The organism is Pseudomonas sp. B16(2017) (genome assembly GCF_002113205.1).
Taxonomy (GTDB): domain Bacteria; phylum Pseudomonadota; class Gammaproteobacteria; order Pseudomonadales; family Pseudomonadaceae; genus Aquipseudomonas; species Aquipseudomonas pharyngis.
In genome coordinates this window covers 310524-326089 of sequence record NZ_NEKA01000002.1, presented here as the reverse complement: position 1 = coordinate 326089, position 15566 = coordinate 310524, and the positions used below count along the sequence as shown (strand labels likewise).

17 protein-coding genes are annotated in these 15566 nt (G+C 63.8%); 1 reads left to right on the top strand and 16 read right to left on the bottom strand.

Annotated elements, in window-relative coordinates:
* Positions 1–82: 82 nt before the first annotated feature.
* From CAG25_RS04120 to CAG25_RS04050, 15 genes are read right to left on the bottom strand one after another with little or no spacing between them, the layout of a single operon-like run.
* Positions 83–808 (bottom strand): class I SAM-dependent methyltransferase, encoded by a 726-nt coding sequence (locus CAG25_RS04120; protein ID WP_085611122.1) that lies wholly within the window; start codon positions 806–808, stop codon positions 83–85.
* Positions 805–2052, bottom strand: a complete 1248-nt coding sequence (locus tag CAG25_RS04115) for an NAD(P)/FAD-dependent oxidoreductase (protein WP_085611121.1) — start codon at positions 2050–2052, stop codon at positions 805–807. Before CAG25_RS04115 ends, CAG25_RS04120 begins: the two co-directional genes overlap by 4 nt.
* Positions 2039–3199 (bottom strand): sodium:proton antiporter, encoded by a 1161-nt coding sequence (locus CAG25_RS04110; protein ID WP_085611120.1) that lies wholly within the window; start codon positions 3197–3199, stop codon positions 2039–2041. Before CAG25_RS04110 ends, CAG25_RS04115 begins: the two co-directional genes overlap by 14 nt.
* Positions 3196–5535 carry an MMPL family transporter gene (locus tag CAG25_RS04105; RefSeq protein ID WP_085611119.1) on the bottom strand — a complete coding sequence of 780 codons (2340 nt, stop codon included), beginning with the start codon at positions 5533–5535 and terminating at the stop codon, positions 3196–3198. The genes CAG25_RS04110 and CAG25_RS04105 overlap by 4 nt, the downstream gene beginning before the upstream one ends.
* Entirely contained in the window at positions 5519–6121 is a 603-nt protein-coding gene (locus CAG25_RS04100; RefSeq protein WP_085611118.1) for an outer membrane lipoprotein carrier protein LolA, read from the bottom strand. Before CAG25_RS04100 ends, CAG25_RS04105 begins: the two co-directional genes overlap by 17 nt.
* Positions 6118–6543: a thioesterase family protein gene (locus CAG25_RS04095; RefSeq protein WP_011332100.1), complete on the bottom strand. Its 426-nt coding sequence runs from the start codon at positions 6541–6543 to the stop codon at positions 6118–6120. The genes CAG25_RS04100 and CAG25_RS04095 overlap by 4 nt, the downstream gene beginning before the upstream one ends.
* Positions 6536–8080, bottom strand: a complete 1545-nt coding sequence (gene hutH / locus CAG25_RS04090; protein ID WP_085611117.1) for a histidine ammonia-lyase — start codon at positions 8078–8080, stop codon at positions 6536–6538. The genes CAG25_RS04095 and hutH overlap by 8 nt, the downstream gene beginning before the upstream one ends.
* A complete protein-coding gene (locus CAG25_RS04085) occupies positions 8061–9008 on the bottom strand; it encodes a glycosyl transferase (RefSeq protein ID WP_085611116.1) in 948 nt (315 codons plus the stop codon). Before CAG25_RS04085 ends, hutH begins: the two co-directional genes overlap by 20 nt.
* Positions 9005–9739, bottom strand: coding sequence for a glycosyltransferase family 2 protein (locus CAG25_RS04080; RefSeq protein ID WP_085611115.1), 735 nt, complete (start codon positions 9737–9739; stop codon positions 9005–9007). The genes CAG25_RS04085 and CAG25_RS04080 overlap by 4 nt, the downstream gene beginning before the upstream one ends.
* Positions 9732–11411 (bottom strand): acyl-CoA synthetase family protein, encoded by a 1680-nt coding sequence (locus CAG25_RS04075; protein ID WP_085611114.1) that lies wholly within the window; start codon positions 11409–11411, stop codon positions 9732–9734. Before CAG25_RS04075 ends, CAG25_RS04080 begins: the two co-directional genes overlap by 8 nt.
* Entirely contained in the window at positions 11408–11953 is a 546-nt protein-coding gene (locus CAG25_RS04070; protein ID WP_011332105.1) for a membrane protein, read from the bottom strand. Before CAG25_RS04070 ends, CAG25_RS04075 begins: the two co-directional genes overlap by 4 nt.
* Positions 11950–12204 carry an acyl carrier protein gene (locus CAG25_RS04065; protein WP_007947135.1) on the bottom strand — a complete coding sequence of 85 codons (255 nt, stop codon included), beginning with the start codon at positions 12202–12204 and terminating at the stop codon, positions 11950–11952. The genes CAG25_RS04070 and CAG25_RS04065 overlap by 4 nt, the downstream gene beginning before the upstream one ends.
* 9 nt (positions 12205–12213) lie before the next feature.
* A complete protein-coding gene (locus tag CAG25_RS04060) occupies positions 12214–12474 on the bottom strand; it encodes a phosphopantetheine-binding protein (RefSeq protein ID WP_064592948.1) in 261 nt (86 codons plus the stop codon).
* Positions 12455–13264: a 1-acyl-sn-glycerol-3-phosphate acyltransferase gene (locus tag CAG25_RS04055; RefSeq protein ID WP_064592950.1), complete on the bottom strand. Its 810-nt coding sequence runs from the start codon at positions 13262–13264 to the stop codon at positions 12455–12457. The genes CAG25_RS04060 and CAG25_RS04055 overlap by 20 nt, the downstream gene beginning before the upstream one ends.
* On the bottom strand, positions 13240–13965 hold the full coding sequence (locus CAG25_RS04050; protein ID WP_064592952.1) for a beta-ketoacyl synthase chain length factor: 726 nt from the start codon (positions 13963–13965) through the stop codon (positions 13240–13242). The genes CAG25_RS04055 and CAG25_RS04050 overlap by 25 nt, the downstream gene beginning before the upstream one ends.
* A 369-nt stretch (positions 13966–14334) precedes the next feature.
* On the opposite strand from CAG25_RS04050, the gene CAG25_RS04045 reads away from it, so the two are divergent.
* Positions 14335–15105 carry a ParA family protein gene (locus tag CAG25_RS04045; protein WP_007952339.1) on the top strand — a complete coding sequence of 257 codons (771 nt, stop codon included), beginning with the start codon at positions 14335–14337 and terminating at the stop codon, positions 15103–15105.
* A gap of 7 nt (positions 15106–15112) precedes the next feature.
* Here CAG25_RS04045 and trxC read toward each other — a convergent pair whose 3' ends face one another.
* The gene (trxC, locus tag CAG25_RS04040) at positions 15113–15547 is read right to left on the bottom strand and encodes a thioredoxin TrxC (RefSeq protein WP_011332109.1); all 435 of its coding nucleotides are present in this window, start codon (positions 15545–15547) and stop codon (positions 15113–15115) included.
* Between the last annotated feature and the right edge of the window lie 19 nt (positions 15548–15566).

Here is a 15566-nt window from a genome sequence, read left to right as displayed (position 1 = left end):
ATGGCGTCGGAACATCCAGCATTGAAGCCAGCTGATCCACCGCTATCGCGAGCAGGCTCGCTCCCACCAGTAAAGTGCGACATCAGCAAATCCCTTCAAGCGGTTTGCGGGCCACCACGTTGACCAGGGTTTCTTCCCGCTGGCCAAAGGGCTTGGGTTGGCGCAGACCAAAACGTTCGAGCAGACCGAAATCCTTCGACCGGCTCCACCACAGGTACGGGTACGAAACGTTCTGTTCGCCGAACTCGAAACCCTGCTGGCGAATCATCTCCAGGTACTGCGCCGCGCTCTTTTGCACGTGCATCGGATGCCGGAACAGCCAGCGAATCACCCACGTATCAATGTAAGCCTCGGTGGACTCGGCGAACAGCAGGTAACCGCCCGGCTTGAGCACCCGATAGAACTCGGCGAGGGCTTTTTCCTGCTCCACCAGATGATGGAAGGTCTGGTGACAAAACAGCAGGTCGACGCTGGCGTCCGGCACATTGAGCGTCGCGCAGTCGCTGCCGATCAGCTCGACGTCGAAGCCCAGACGCGCGGCCTCGGCGGCGCTCAGTTCAAGGCTGTGCGGGTCGGCATCGACGCCGATCAGGCGCTGTGGCGCGAAGGTCTGGCGCAGATGGCCGAACGACTTGCCCTGACCGCAGCCGGCATCCAGCAGCACCGGGTTGGCGGGCAATGATTCGCTGAACAGCCCGCGCAGATCGTTGATTGCCACGCGCAGCACATGGTGCTGCCAGGTGTGGCTGCGCAGGAACCAGAAGCCGAAGCGGGTTTCCTCGACGTAGTTGTCGCTCAAGTAATTCAAGTGTCGTCCCTTGCACAGAGTTCGGAGATCGTCTTCAGCCGACGGCGCGCTTCACTGACGAACGGGTTGCGTTCGTCCCAGGCGTAACCGGCGAGGATCGAGCAGATCATGCGGCGGATTTCCGGGGAGCCTTGCTCGTGGAAAATCACGTCCTGGAAAGTGCCGGCGTACCAGCCTTCGACGTAGCAGCGGAAAGTGTCGACCCCGCGTTTCAGCGGCTCGGCGAATTCCCGTTGCCAGTCCACCGTTTCGCCCTGCAACTGTCGATGCAGCACAGCGGCGGCCATGCTCGCCGAACGCATGGCGATGGTCACGCCCGAAGAGAACACCGGGTCGAGAAATTCCGCCGCGTTACCCAGCAGCGCAAAGCCCGGGCCGTGCAGGGTTTTGACGTTGGCCGCATAGCCGCCGAGAGTGCGCGCCGGGGTATCCCACACCGCGTTGTGCAGCACTTTGGCCAGGCTCGGGGTCTCGGCGATGAACCCGCGCAGGCAGGCGTCGAGGTCGGTATCGCGCCCTGCGAAATGTTCGGCGGCAGCCACCACGCCTACCGAGCAGCGACCGTTGCTGAACGGGATCGACCAGAACCAGATATCGCGGTGCTGCGGGTGGGTGGTGATGAGAATCTTCTCGCGGTCGAAGCCGGGATGATCGATGTGGTCTTCGACGTGGGTGAACACGGCTTGGCGAACCGGGAAATTCGACGGCGCTTCCAAGTCCAACAGGCGCGACAGCACGCGGCCGTAGCCGCTGGCGTCGAGGACAAAGTCGGCTTCGACGCGGTACTCGCTGCCGTCTTCGCGACGCACATTCAGCTGTGGTCGCGGACGTTCGAAATTGACGCTGACAATCGCGTCGCCATAGCGGATTTCCGCGCCCTGCAACGCCGCCTGATCGGCCAGCAGCTTGTCGAAGTCGGCGCGTTGCACCTGCAGGGTCGTGGGCTTGCCGGCGGTGAAGGTGTCGCCAAAATCGAAGGCGCTGTAGCGCTCGCCCCAGGCGAACGCCGCACCGTTCTTGCGTTGGAAACCGGCGGCATTCACCGCCTCGAGCATGCCGGCCTCTTCGACGAAATCCAGGCAATGGCAGAGCAGGCTTTCACCGATGGAGAACCTCGGGAAATGCTGACGCTCGATCACCAGCACGTCGTGCCCCTTGCGCTTGAGCAATGCGGCGGCGATGGCGCCGGAGGGGCCGGCGCCGATGATCACGACCTGACGGGATTCCATTTCAACGATTGGCACGTGAGCTCCTGGGTACGGCAATAGGGTTCAGTGACGCCCGGTGCAGGCCGATGAAGGCCGGCAACAGCGTCGCGATCAGACCCATCAGCATCAGCGCAAAGTACAGCGCCGGGCTGATGAGTTGTTGTTGCAACAGCAGGTTGAGAAAGACGATTTCGCTCAAGCCGCGAATGTTCAGCAGCACGCTCTCGCGCCAGCGGCTGGCGCCTTCGAACGACGCGCCGGCCCAGCCGAGGCCGAGCCAGTTACCCAGGATTTTGCTGGCGACCGGCAACAGCAGCAGCGCCGTCCATTGCACGGCACCGAGGCTGGCAAGGGCGCTGTGCACGTCGATCTGGACGATGCCGAAAGTCAGGATCAGCGGAATTGCGACCCAGGTCTGCAAGCGGTTCATCCAGTGCGCCGGCAGCGGCAACACCAGTGGCACCTTGAGCGCGGCCATGCACAGCAGATAGCCGATGCCAAAAATCAGCGCGTTGAGTTTGTAGTGTTCGGCCAGCACCAGCAGCGCAAAAAAGCCGAGGCTGTAGGTCAATGGCCGGCGGATGCCGAACACCCGCAGCAGCACGGGTACGCAGGCCAGCCCCAGCGGCAGCAACAGACTGCTCAGGTGCAGGCTGCCCTGGGCGAGACCGAACAGGGTCCAGCAGGTCAGGTCGATCAGGATCGCGGTCTGCACCAGACGCCGGGTGGCGGCGGGCGGGTAGTCGATGTGGCGCAGGTACAGGTACAACACCGGAATCGCGGTGATAGCGAACACCAGACCGATGGCCAGCGAGTTGATCCACGGTTGTGTCGGCAGCAGCCAGTACGCCGTCGCCAGGCCGCAGGCGAACGGTACGGCGAAACTCGGCAGGGCGATCTTCACGCTCTGACGGTCCAGGCGCAGGTCGATCACGTCGCTGAGGATGTGCCCCAGCAACAGGGCGAAGCTCAGGCTGTAGAGATTTTTCAACCAGCCCGGCGCGATCAGTGCGGCGCCGTTGAGTTGCCAGCCCGGTTCGATCCAGAAGTACATCAGCAGCGGCAGGCCGAAGCTGGCCAGCAGCAATTGACTGACGATCGGGATCAGCCCGAAATGCCGGCCGACCCGGGTGGCGACGAAGAACAGCGCCAGGGCCATCAGCCAGAAAATCACCACCATCATGCTGCAGGCTCCGTGACGGAAACCGCATGGGCCTGACGCCCGGCCCACGGCGCGAGCATGAAGCTGAACGCCAGACCGAGGCTCACCGACAGGCCGAAGTTGCTCACCGCCGGGGTGCTCGACACCGCCAGCAGTCCGAACGACAGCCAGGTGGTGGCGGCTGCGAGCAAAGTGCCGAGCAGGCTGACGGCCGCGCCGCCGACCTGTTCGCGCATGAGGATCGCGTAGTCGACGCTGATCGCCGTCACCAGCAACAGGCCGAACAGGCTGAACAGGGTCAGCGGCTGACCGAGCCAGCCCAGGCTGGCCAGGCTGCACAACGCAGCGAGCAGCGGTAGAGCAACGATTCGCAGGGCGCCACCGAGACCGAACGGCAGCATCAGCACCAGCACGATCAACACGCAGGACGCGAGTTTCAGTTCCGCGGCGCTGATCTGGGTCTGGGCGAACACCTTGTTCAGATCGCCGAGCCGGTCCACCAGCATCACGCCCGGCAGATCCAGCGCCTGCACCCGCAGCAGCGACGGATTGTTCAGGCCTTGCAGGCTGACCATCGCCGCCACGCCGTCCTCGGTCGGGCCGAGCCACAGCGTGCGGTAGGGCTCGCCGAGCGGGCCGGCCAGCGCCGCATCGATGTCCTCGGCGGGCAGGGCCTGCAACTGTTGCAGTTCGGTTTGCAGCGCCGCCAGCGGTACGCCGACCTCCAGCAACGGCTGCCAGAATTGCGGCAACTTGCTCAGCGCTTCCCGCACCTGTTGCTGCTGAGCCGGCGGGCAGACCAGTTGATTGAGCGCCAGATAACCCTGCAACTTGTCGAGATTGACCAGTTGATCCAGCCGCTCGCTCAGGGCTGCTTGCCGTTCCAGCAATTGCTGCTGATCGGCGGCGCGCACCAGGAAGAATTGGCTGGTCGGCTGATAGCCGGTAATCCGCGCGATGGTCTGCGCTTCATCGGTCAGGCGTTGCGGCGCACCAACCCACTGGCGGATGTCGTTCTTGCTCTCCAGTTGCAGCAGGCCGCCGACGCAGAAGGCGATCAGCAGGGCCAGCAACACTGGCGTCCTGACGTGCTCGAGCAGAGTTTCCCGCAGTCGCACCAGACGCTCGGCCAGTTGCAGCGGCCATTGCGCCGGGCGCAGTTCGACGTTTTTCAGCAGCGCCGGCAACAGGCACACCGCCGACAGGTAGGCGCCGAGCAAACCGGCGGCGGAGAACACGGCGATTTGGGTCAGGGCCGGGAAGGGCGTCCAGGCCAGCGCCAGGTAACCGATGGCGCTGGTGATCAGGCTCAATGTCAGCCCGGACAGGGTCAGGCGCAACGCCGGCCAGCTGTGCCAGGGCTTGAGGCTCCAGCTCTTGGACAGATAGTGCAGCGGGTAATCCACTGCCACGCCGATCAGGCTGGAGCCGAGCACCAGCGTCATCACATGCATGTGCCCGAACAGCGCGACACAGGCCACCGCGCCGAACAACATGCCCACCAGCACCGGAATGAACGCCAGCAGCACCCGCCAGCGGCGGAAGGCGAGCAGCAACAGCAACAGGATGCCGATGGTGGCGCCGCCGCCGACCCAGGTCATTTCCCGGGTCGCCTGCTGCTGGCCGTTGGCGGCGTACAGCAGGCCGCTGGCGGCCAGCAATTGCACGTCGGCGCGAGCCGCTTGCTCACGGCTGTGTTGCAGCAGGGCGGCAACTTGCAGCGGTTGATTCATGTCGAAGGCGTTGCCGGTGGTGCGTGCGCGCAGCAGCACCCAGCTTTTGCCGTCGGCGTCGGCGATCAACGCGCCGCTGCCGATGTCCAGTTGCACCGCGCCATGTTGCGGCTGGCTGTTCTGGATGCGTCCGGTCAGGCCCAGCCAGTCGTCCTGACTCGGCACCAGACTGAACCCGGTGAAAGGGTCGAACAACGCCTGTACCCGTTGCTGGATAAAGGCGTCGGGATGTTCGATCAGCAGTTGTCGGTCATCCGCCGAGAGCATCGCCAGCCGTCCTTGCAGCAGTTGCGTGCGCAGGGCCGGCAGATCGGCTTGCAGGTTCCACTGGACCTTTTCGAACAGCCCGCTGGCCTGCCATTGCTCGCCCAGGGTCTGGGCCATGGCGACGGCTTGCTGGCGATCGGCGTGGCCGACCAGCACCAGCATGTCGCGGTTGAGCGGTTCCTGCATGCGTTGTTCGGCGCGCAGTTCGAGGGCGTCCGGGTGGGTGCCGGGCACCAGTTCCATCAGGTTGGCCGACAGCGGCGCGCCGTCGCGCCACTGCCAGGCGCCCAGTGCGACGACAGCCAGCAGCAGGATCAGGAACAGCCAGGGCAGCCTGCGTTCACTCGGCAAAGTCATGTTGCTCCGCGTCGCTCAGAGGTTGGCCGGCAGTGCTGTCCTGCATGCGCAGCACGGTGCTGTCGCCCTGGGTTTCCAGCAGTTCGATGGTGTTCACCAACGTGCCGCCGCTGATGTTGATCTGGTTGAAGACCTGCTTGAGCAGCACCGAGCGCGGGGTCAGGGTCAGTTGCCATTTCTGTGCATCGCCGCTCAGGGCCAGTTCGAAATCCCGTTGCAGACCGCTGCTGTCACCTTGCAGCACCGCCAGGAACAAGCGGTTCTGCTCGGCCCCGGCGCTCTTGTTCGGCAGCAGTTGCCAGCCGGTGGCATCACGCCGGGCGATACCCTTGGCGCTGATCCGGTAATCCTGTTGCAGCGGGGTTTTCAGTAGCCACAGCAAGCCGTGGTTTTTGGCGAGGACAAAACTGCCCTTGCTGATCAGCGGCTGGGGCAGGGCGCGCAGGTGTTTTTCCTGGATGAACCGACCGTGGATCACGTCCGGCTTCGCCAGTTGCTCGCTCAACTGTTGCAGGTCGAAGGCGTTGGCCAGCGACGACAGCGTCAGCAGCGCCAGGGCCCCAAGGGATTTCAACCACACATTCATCGCAGCATCCTTTCCACGGCATCGGTGAAGACTTTTGGCGAAGCCAGTTGCATCTCGCGGCTGCTGACTTCGACGGCGACCTGCACCGAGCTGGCGCGGGTCAGGCGTTCGCCGGTCTGGGCGTCGGTGATCAGGTAGTGGATCTTCAGGCGGTTTTCCCACTCCACCAGACTTGCGCGCACGTTCAACCGTTGACCGAACACCGCGCCGCGCACATAGCGCAGTTGCAGGTCGATCACCGGCCAGGCATAGCCCGAGTCGACCATCTGGTTGTAGTTGTGGCCGATCTTGTCGAGCAGTGCGCAGCGCGCCACTTCCAGGTATTTCACGTAATGGCCGTGCCAGACGACGTGCATGGTGTCGACGTCAAAGAACGGCACAAGGATTTCCGTATCGGCGTGAAGCACTCCGGCACTACGCATGCAGCCTCCAGTGTTGCTCGGCGATGCGTTGCAGGCACAGGCGCAGTTCGCCTTCCAGGGCGCGGTCTTCGATCACTGGCGGGAAGTCCTGGGCCAGTTGTTCATGCATGGCGGCCAGCGACGGTGGCAGCGCACGCGCGTCTGCATCGCGGCCGCGCAGCCACACGCCCTGATTGGCCGCGAGCAGCGTGGCGGCGGCGACCTGTTCGGTCAGCTCCAGCACACGAATGGCGTCGCGGGCGGCGATGGTGCCCATGCTCACCTTGTCCTGGTTGTGGCACTCGGTGGAGCGTGAGAACACGCTGGCCGGCATGGTGTTTTTCAACGCTTCGGCGGTCCAGGCGCTGGCGCCGATCTGCACGGCCTTGAAGCCGTGGTTGAGCATCGCGCGGTCGGCGCTGGCGCCGGACAGGTTGCTCGGCAAGCCGTGGTTGTAACGTTCGTCCACCAGCAGCGCGAGTTGTCGGTCGAGCAGGTCGGCGACGTTGGCCACGAGGTTTTTCAGGCTGTCCATGGCGAACGCGATATGCCCGCCGTAGAAGTGCCCGCCGTGTAGCACGCGCTCGGCTTCGGCGTCGATGATCGGGTTGTCGTTGGCGCTGTTCAGTTCGGTTTCGATGAACGAGCGCAGCCAGTTCAGGCTGTCGGCCAGCACGCCGAGCACGTGCGGTGCGCAGCGCAGCGAGTAGCGATCCTGCAAACGGTGCAGCGGCGCGGTCGGCGCGTCGATCGCCAGATCCTTGCGCAGCCACGCGGCGACCTGCATTTGCCCCGGATGCGGCTTGGCGGCGAACAGGCGCTCGTCGAAGTGCTCGGGATTACCTTGCAGCGCCACCACGTTCAGCGCGGTGATGCGAGTGGCCAGTTGCAGCAGGTAATCGGCGCGGGCATAGGCCAGGCAGGCGAGGCCGGTCATTACGGCGGTGCCGTTCATCAGTGCCAGCGCTTCTTTCGGCCGCAGCACCAATGGTGTCCAGCCCAGTTCGCGATGCACATCGGCAGCCTGGCGGCGTTCGCCACGGAACATCACTTCACGCTCGCCGGACAGCGTCGCGGCGACGTAGGACAACGGCGTCAGATCGCCGCTGGCGCCCACCGAACCCTCTTCGGGGATCAGCGGCAGAATGTCGTGTTCAAGAAACGCATGCAGGCGTTCCAGCAGTTCTATGCGCACCCCGGACACGCCGTGGCACAGCGACTGCAAACGCGCCGCCAGCACCGCGCGGGTGGCCTGGGCGTCGAGCAGTTTGCCCAGTCCGCAACCGTGGAACGTGTAGAGATGACGCGGCAGCGCCTCGACGTGATGCAACGGCACCGCGACCACGCAGGAATCGCCGTAACCGGTGGTCACGCCGTAGATCACGCCTTCCTTGTCCAGCAGCGAATCGAGAAACCGCGCGCCCTTGGCGATGCGTTCGCGATAAGGCGCGTCGCTCTGCAACTGCACGGGCGCCTGACGGTTGGCCAGGGCCAGCACGTCTTCGATGCGCAAAGGGCGTTCGCCGAAGGTGACCGGCTCAGGAGTTGGCGTTGTCATCGGTTTTCCAGAATGGGTAAAAGTTGAACCATTGGCACGGTGCTTCGAGGCAATAGTGACTCAGGCGTTGCGCATAGCGGGTGGCCCACTGATGAATGACCTGTTCGCGCTCGCGGCGTGACCACACCACGGCGTCGGCGAACGGCTCGAGGGTCAGACGATAGTGGCCGTCGGGCTGTTTCAGGCACATCAGCAGGTTGACCGGGCATTTCAGCAGGCCGGCCAGCAGCCACGGCCCTTGCGGGAACGGCGCCGGGTGGCCGAGAAAGTCCACGGTCACACTGCGCCCGCCATGCAGTGGCACGCGGTCGCCGGCAATCGCCAGCCACTCGCCGCGCTCCAGGCGTTCGTGCAGTTGCAGCATGATCACCGGGTCCAGTTCGCTGACCTGGATCAGCCGCAGGTTGGTCGCGCCGGCCTCGCCCAGCAGCCGATTGAATTGCTCGGCGTGCTTGGTGTGCACCAGCACGTTCATGGTGACCTTTTCGCCCAGCTCCGCCAGCGCCCGGCACACTTCGAGGTTGCCCAGATGCGCGCCCACCAGCAGTTGCCCGCGACTGCCGCGCAACTGATTACGCAACAGCGCCGGGTCGATGATTTCGATCTGCTCGATCTTCAGCTTGCCATTCCACACGTCGAGCTTGTCGAGCAGCGAATCGGCGAATGCCATGAACTGGCGGAACACCCGCCACCGGGTCGGGCGCAATTCGTGGCGACCGCTCCAGTCGGCGAGGCGCTGCTGATACTGCCAGGCACTGCGCCGGGCGGTGCGACCGAACAGGAAAAAGTACAGGACGATGCCGTACAGCAACGGGCTCAGCAGGCGTCGGCCAAGGACTTTGGCGGCGAACGCGGTGAATTTCATCAGCAGGAAACTGCCGCGCTCTTCGCGGTCGGCCCAGTGCTTCTTGTCGGTCTCGACGGTCATGCGCGCCACCGTCGCCAGAGGATCACGGGCAGGCGCAGCAACATGCCAAAGAACAGGCGCGTGTGCATGCTCGAGATCAGCACGTTGTCGTGGAACAGGCGAAAGTGCGACACGCCGTCCAGCGGGTAATGCACGCTGGTCTGCAACCAGCGCATCGGCTGATTGCGCCACGCCAGGCGCACCAGAATGTCCGAGTCGAAATCCATGCGCTTGCCGATCCGCGCCGAGTCGATCACGCCCAGCGTCGGTTGCAGCGGATACACCCGGAAGCCGCACATCGAGTCGCGGATCTGCAGCGACAGGGTGTTGATCCACACCATCACGTGGGTCAGATAACGCGCATACAAACGGCCCTTGGGCACGCTGGCGTCGTACAGCGGATAACCGCAGATCAGCGACTTGGGGTGAGCGCGGGATTCTTCGATGAACCGCGCGACATCCTGCAGGTCATGCTGACCGTCGGCATCGACCTGCAAGGCATGGCTGAAGCCCAGTCGCGCGGCTTCACGCAGACCGGTCATCACTGCGCCGCCCTTGCCCTGATTGGCAGTGAGGCGCACCAGATGAACCCGCTCGCGCTCGGCCAGCACGTCCAGCACCGCCGCGCACGATTTGCTGCTGGCATCGTCCACCAGAATGCACGGCAGATCCTCGGCGAGCAGGGCGTCGACCACCGTGCCGATGGCGGTTTCGTGGTTGTAGACCGGGATCACGGCGCAAGGATTATGCATCGCCAGCCCCCAGCAGAATCCGCCCGCTGGAGCAGGTGGCGGTGTCGTTGCGGTAGGCGAAATACAACTTGCCGCGTTCCGGATCGAAGCGCAGGTGCAACTGGACTTCATCGCCGGGGCGCACCAGTTGCTGGAACTTCAGCACTTCCATGCCGGCGAACGCGCCGGGCAGGTTCAGCAGTTGCCGACCCAGATTCAGTGCCCATTCGACCTGTACCACGCCGGGCAGCACCGGGGCCTTGGGGAAGTGGCCGCTGAAATAGGCCAGATCCGGCGGAACGCTCAACTGCAGGTTCCATTCGCCCTCGGTTTCGGCCTGCTCCAGAATCTCCGGCGCTTTTGGCCGTGGCGCCAGCAGCAGGGCTTCGACGTCGGCCTGAGGCAACTTGCCCTGCGAGTTCAGCGGCAACTGTCGCAGCAGGCGCCAGCGGCGGGGCAGGGCCAGGGCTTCGCAGTGGTCGCCGAGATGACGGCGCAGGGTTTCGGTCAGACTGCGCCGACCGTGTTCGCGCAGGGCAAACAGGCCCGATTCGCTGAGCACCAGCAGAGCGCCGAGGGACGCGCGGTTTTCCTGCACCACGCCCAGACGCGCTTCGGCGACCCAGTCGTGGGCCACCAGCGCCTGTTCTAGCATCGGCAGAGAAATACGTTTTTCTTCGAGTTTGACGATCCGGTCGAGCCGTCCGAGCAATTCAAAGCGGCCATCGGCCTGAATGCGTGCCGCATCGGCGGTGTGTTCGACATGCCCGGCGGGCAGGTAAGGCGAAGCGATCAGCAGGGCGCCGTCGCTGTCCTGGCTCAACTCGACACCGGCAAACGGCTGCCACAACGATTCGCCCTGGCGCCAGGCGATGCCGCCGGTTTCCGAGCTGCCGAGGATTTCTGTCGGCCACTGTCCCAGGCGTTGATGCAGGCTTTGTGCGGCGTCTGCCGGCAGTGCGCCACCGGAGGAAAACACCCGGCGCACGGCGCTCAGGGCCGGCCAGTCGAGGTTGTCGCCCATACGTTTGAGCAGCGCCGGGCTGGCGACCCAAGCGAAGGCCGGGTGTTCGCGGCTGGCGCGTTGCAGGTCTTCCGGGAAGGCCAGTTGCTTGCGCAGGAACGGACGCCCGGCGCACAGCGGCCACAGCACGCGGAACAGCAAACCGTAGATGTGCTGGGTGGCGACGCTGCCAAGAATGCAGGCCTCACCGAGATCGGCGCCCCAGAGTTGCTCAAGGGCTTCGACTTCGTTGGCCAGTTGCCGCAGGGATTTGTCGATGCGCTTGGGCTCGCCGCTGGAGCCGGAGGTGCACAGGCTCAGGCGGCACTGGTCGAGGTCCAGTTCGGCAGCGGGCAGGGGAGGTTGCAGCAGATCACTCAGGCGGGCGTCATCGGCATGGTCGGTCAGCCACAGATCGACGTCGTTCGACCAGCGCTGACGGGTCTGCGCTTGCAGATCCGAAGGCAGCAATACGCTGACCCCGGCGCGCCAGGCACCGAGCAGGGCGATAGCCAGATCGGCGGCATCTTCAAGATGCACGGCCAGACGCTGCACGCCCTTGGCTTGCAGACCGGCGGCCAGGCCCAGGGCCTGTTCGCGCAGTTGTGCGTGATCGAGTGCCGGTGCGCTTGTTACAGCACGCGCCGGCAGGGCCTTGAGCAACAGCTGCTCAAGTTTTATCCAATTCATGGGCGACCTCTTACCCGTTGTCGTATCAGCCATTCAATGGCAAACATCAGGCCGATCAATCCGTAGGAGATCAGGCCGGTGTACAACATCCACCAGTTCAGCGGCGCCCACAGTGTCAGCAGGGCGGCGCACAAACCGTTGCAAAAGAAAAACACGCTCCAGGCCACGGTGACCTGGCGGGTGTAACGAATCGCCTTGGGCGGCAGTTGCGGCTCACGCAGGCGCGCCAGACGCTCGACCATCGGCGGGCCGTATTTCAGGCTCAGGCTGAACAGCACCAGCATGAAGCCGCTGATCAGCACCGGGTACCAGCGCAACAGCAAAGGGCTGTCGAACACCGCCAGCAGCAGGCAGAACACGATCGCCACGAAGGCCATCCACAGGCTGCCGGGCTTGCGTTCGCCGGTCAGCGCCCGGGCCAGCCACAGGCCGCCCAGCAGCAGGCCGAACTGCCATGGCGCGAAATGCTCCATGCCGAAATACACCGCAAAGGGATACAGCAGGCCTGCCAGCAGCAGGCCGAGGCCGATCAGTCGGCTCATGCGGCCGGTTGAACCAGACGGTAGACCGCCTCGACCACGTCGCTGACGGTGCGCACCGACTTGAATTCCTCGGCGGCGATTTTCTTGCCGGTCTGGCGCTTGATGTGATCGATCAGGTCGACGGCGTCGATGCTGTCGATTTCCAGATCCTGATACAGGTTGGATTCCAGGCTCACGCGGGCCGGGTCCAGTTCGAACAGCTCGACCAGGGCATCGCGCAGGGTGTTGAAAATGTCGTCACGAGTTTGCATGGTCCGGTCTCAAGCTGCCTGTTTTGCCGTGACGAACGCCGCAAGGCTCGCCACGTTGGTGAAATGGTTGCGGGTGTCCTTGGCGTCGGCATCGATCTTGATGCCGTACTTTTTCTGGATCGCCAGGCCGAGCTCCAGGGCGTCGACGGAGTCCAGGCCCAAGCCTTCGCCGAACAGCGTCTGGTCGTCGCCGATGTCCTCTGGGCTGATGTCTTCGAGGCCCAGGGCGTCGATGATCAGCTCTTTTATGTCACGGTTTAGATCGCTCATCTTCGGCGAGCTCCTTGATAAAGAATTGGTGCAAATAGTCGTTGAGCTTGCGCGAAGCCTGGGGCGGGGGGCCCTGCGCGGCGAAAGTCTGTGGGTCTATATCGGCCCCGACGTGAAAACTGAAGTGCACGCGGCGACTGGGAATGCGATACCAGGGCTCGGCTTTGGTCAGGGTGGTCGGATTGACCTTGATCACCACCGGGGTGAGGATTTTCGCACCGCGCAGCGCGATGGCCGCCGCGCCCCGATGAAAGGCCGGCGCCTGACCCGGCTGGGTGCGGGTGCCTTCGGGAAAAATGATCAGGGTCTGCCCGCTCTGCAATGCGCCGGCGGCGGCGTCGAGCATGTCCATGCTGCCGTCGTTGCTGATGTATTCGGTGCTGCGCAGCGGGCCGCGGGTGAAGGGGTTTTCCCACAGGCTTTTCTTCACCACGCAATTGGCCCCGCGCACCAGACCGATCAGGAATACCACGTCGATCAGCGACGGGTGGTTGGCGATGATCATCTGCCCCGGACGGCCGAGCCGTTCGGCGCCCTGGATGTCGTAGGTCAGCACGCCGGTACGGGCCATGAACCGGACGAAAAACCAGAACAGCCGACTGACGGTCTGGCGTGCCCGCTCGCGATGCGCAATGGCGTCGCCCGGCAGGCAACCGAGCAATGGAAATACCAGCAGGCGCAGGCACAGACCACCGAGCCCGAACAGGGCGAAGCTGGTGGCAGTGGCCAGCAGACGCCAGTAATAGGCGTCGCGGTTTTTTCCGATCACGGGTTGCGTTGCCAGGTCCATAGACGATTCTTCCAGGCATGTTGGCAATGGGGTTGCTGACCGAGCAGGGTTCGCAGCAGATTCAGTGCGTGGGGCCACTGCGGTTTTGACCGTGCTTGCGGGGCGCTGTTCAGGGTCAGCCGCCAGTCGGTACCGGGGGTGAGCAACAGCCCGACCGCGTAGGGAAACGGTACGTCGTCGATCCACGTCGAATAGGCTTCGGGCGGTTGTTCCTCGGTGATCACCAGCAGCACGGCGGGGGCCCCTTCGTTCAACAACGTCGCCGCTTCGAGCATGCCGTGTTCGAGGCCGTCGCCGGCCGCGGCGAGTGCGGTCATTTCGCTGGTTTCGCCGCGCATGATCGACCACAGGCCGATGATCGCGTTGTGCACCGACAGGCTGAACTGGGTCGGCGACAGCGGCTGTTCGTTGGCCAGATCGCTGAGGATTTCAAAGGTGCGCGGGGTTTCGCCGTGCCGGGAGACGAACACCAGCGGCAGATTTTCCCGACCGTCGGCCAGCGGCCAGCCGACACTGAACGCCATCCGCGCCAGACGGCTGAGACGACGGCGCTGCATGGCCGGCAGAAACGAAACATCGGGTGCGGCATCGCTGCCTTCGAGCACGACCGGCTGTCGGCTCCAGGCTTGCCAGGCTTCCACACTGTCGAGCCCGGGAGCCCAGGCGCGCCATTGGGCGATGTTGAAGTTGATCACGGACATTTATCCCGCCCCTGCGGGCTGAGTTGACGCGGTTTCGCCAACGTCGCCGCTGAGCTGATTTAGCCAGAAATGGCATGGCGCGTGGCGCCGGGTGGCGCGCATTATCCCGGTGCGACGAGTGTGTAGCAAATGCTGGTTACGTTTTGAACGACGAAATGAACCGAATGGTACGCGGCAAGAGCTGTCACTTGGCCATTATCCAGATTGTCGGGTGTCTATCTGTCAGGCGAATCCGCAATCAAGGAGTGTCTTTGCGCCGTATTCATTGGGAGATTGGCGCCTGACTTTGTAGTCCGCGTCCATCGAGGTAGCGAACCGGCACCGGGCACCACTACACTCGGTCATTCTTTGATACACGGAGGTTTTGTCATGCGGCGCGTGGTGTTCAATCAGAAAGGTGGCGTGGGCAAATCCAGCATTGCCTGCAATCTGGCGGCGGTAAGCGCCAGCGAGGGTTATCGCACGCTGTTGGTCGACCTCGATGCCCAGGCCAATTCCACTCAGTATCTGACCGGCCTCACAGGTGATGACATTCCGATGGGCATTGCCGATTTCTTCAAGCAGACCCTTTCTTCCGGACCGTTCTCGAAAAAGAACCAGGCGGATATCTACGAAACGCCCTTTGACAACCTCCACATCATTACCGCCACTGCCGAACTGGCCGACCTGCAGCCCAAGCTCGAGGCCAAACACAAGATCAACAAGCTGCGAAAGCTGCTCGACGAGTTGTCGGAGGATTACGACCGGATCTATCTGGATACGCCGCCGGCGCTGAATTTCTATGCGGTCTCGGCACTGATTGCCGCCGATCGGGTACTGATTCCCTTCGACTGCGACAGCTTCTCGCGTCAGGCCCTCTACGGTCTGATCGCCGAAATCGACGAGTTGAAGGAAGACCACAACGAAGGCCTGGAAGTCGAAGGCATTGTGGTCAACCAGTTCCAGGCCCGGGCCAGCCTGCCGCAGCAGATCCTCGACGAACTGATCGCCGAGGGCCTGCCGGTACTGCCCGTCTACCTCGCCAGTTCAGTGCGCATGCGCGAATCGCATCAGGCCAACACGCCGCTGATCCACCTCGACCCACGGCACAAGCTGACGCAACAGTTCGTCGAGCTGCATAACCTGCTCGAAGACGCCTGAATCCTTGTCAGATGCCCTGGCTGCGCAGCCAGGCCATCAACTGTGGCAACGGGAAGGCCCCGCTCTGACGGGCCACTTCCCGGCCGTTGCGCAACAGAATCAGGCTCGGAATCGAACGAATCCCCAACTGCGCCGACAACTGCTGATTGGCCTCGCTGTCCAGCTTGGCCAGCCGGCACTTGCCCGCCAACTGCGCAGCCGCCTGCTCGAACACCGGCGCAAACGACTTGCACGGCCCACACCAGTCCGCCCACACGTCCACCAGCAACGGCAGATCGCCCTTGATCTGACTGGCGTAATCGCCTTGCTTGAGTTCGAACGGCTTGTTCAACAGCACCTCGGACTTGCAGCGCCCGCACTTCGGGTGGTCGTTGAGGCGCTCGGCGGGGATGCGGTTGAGGCCGTTGCAGGAGGGGCAGGGGATGAGGAGTGGGTCGGTCATGATCGGCTCAATGAATAAA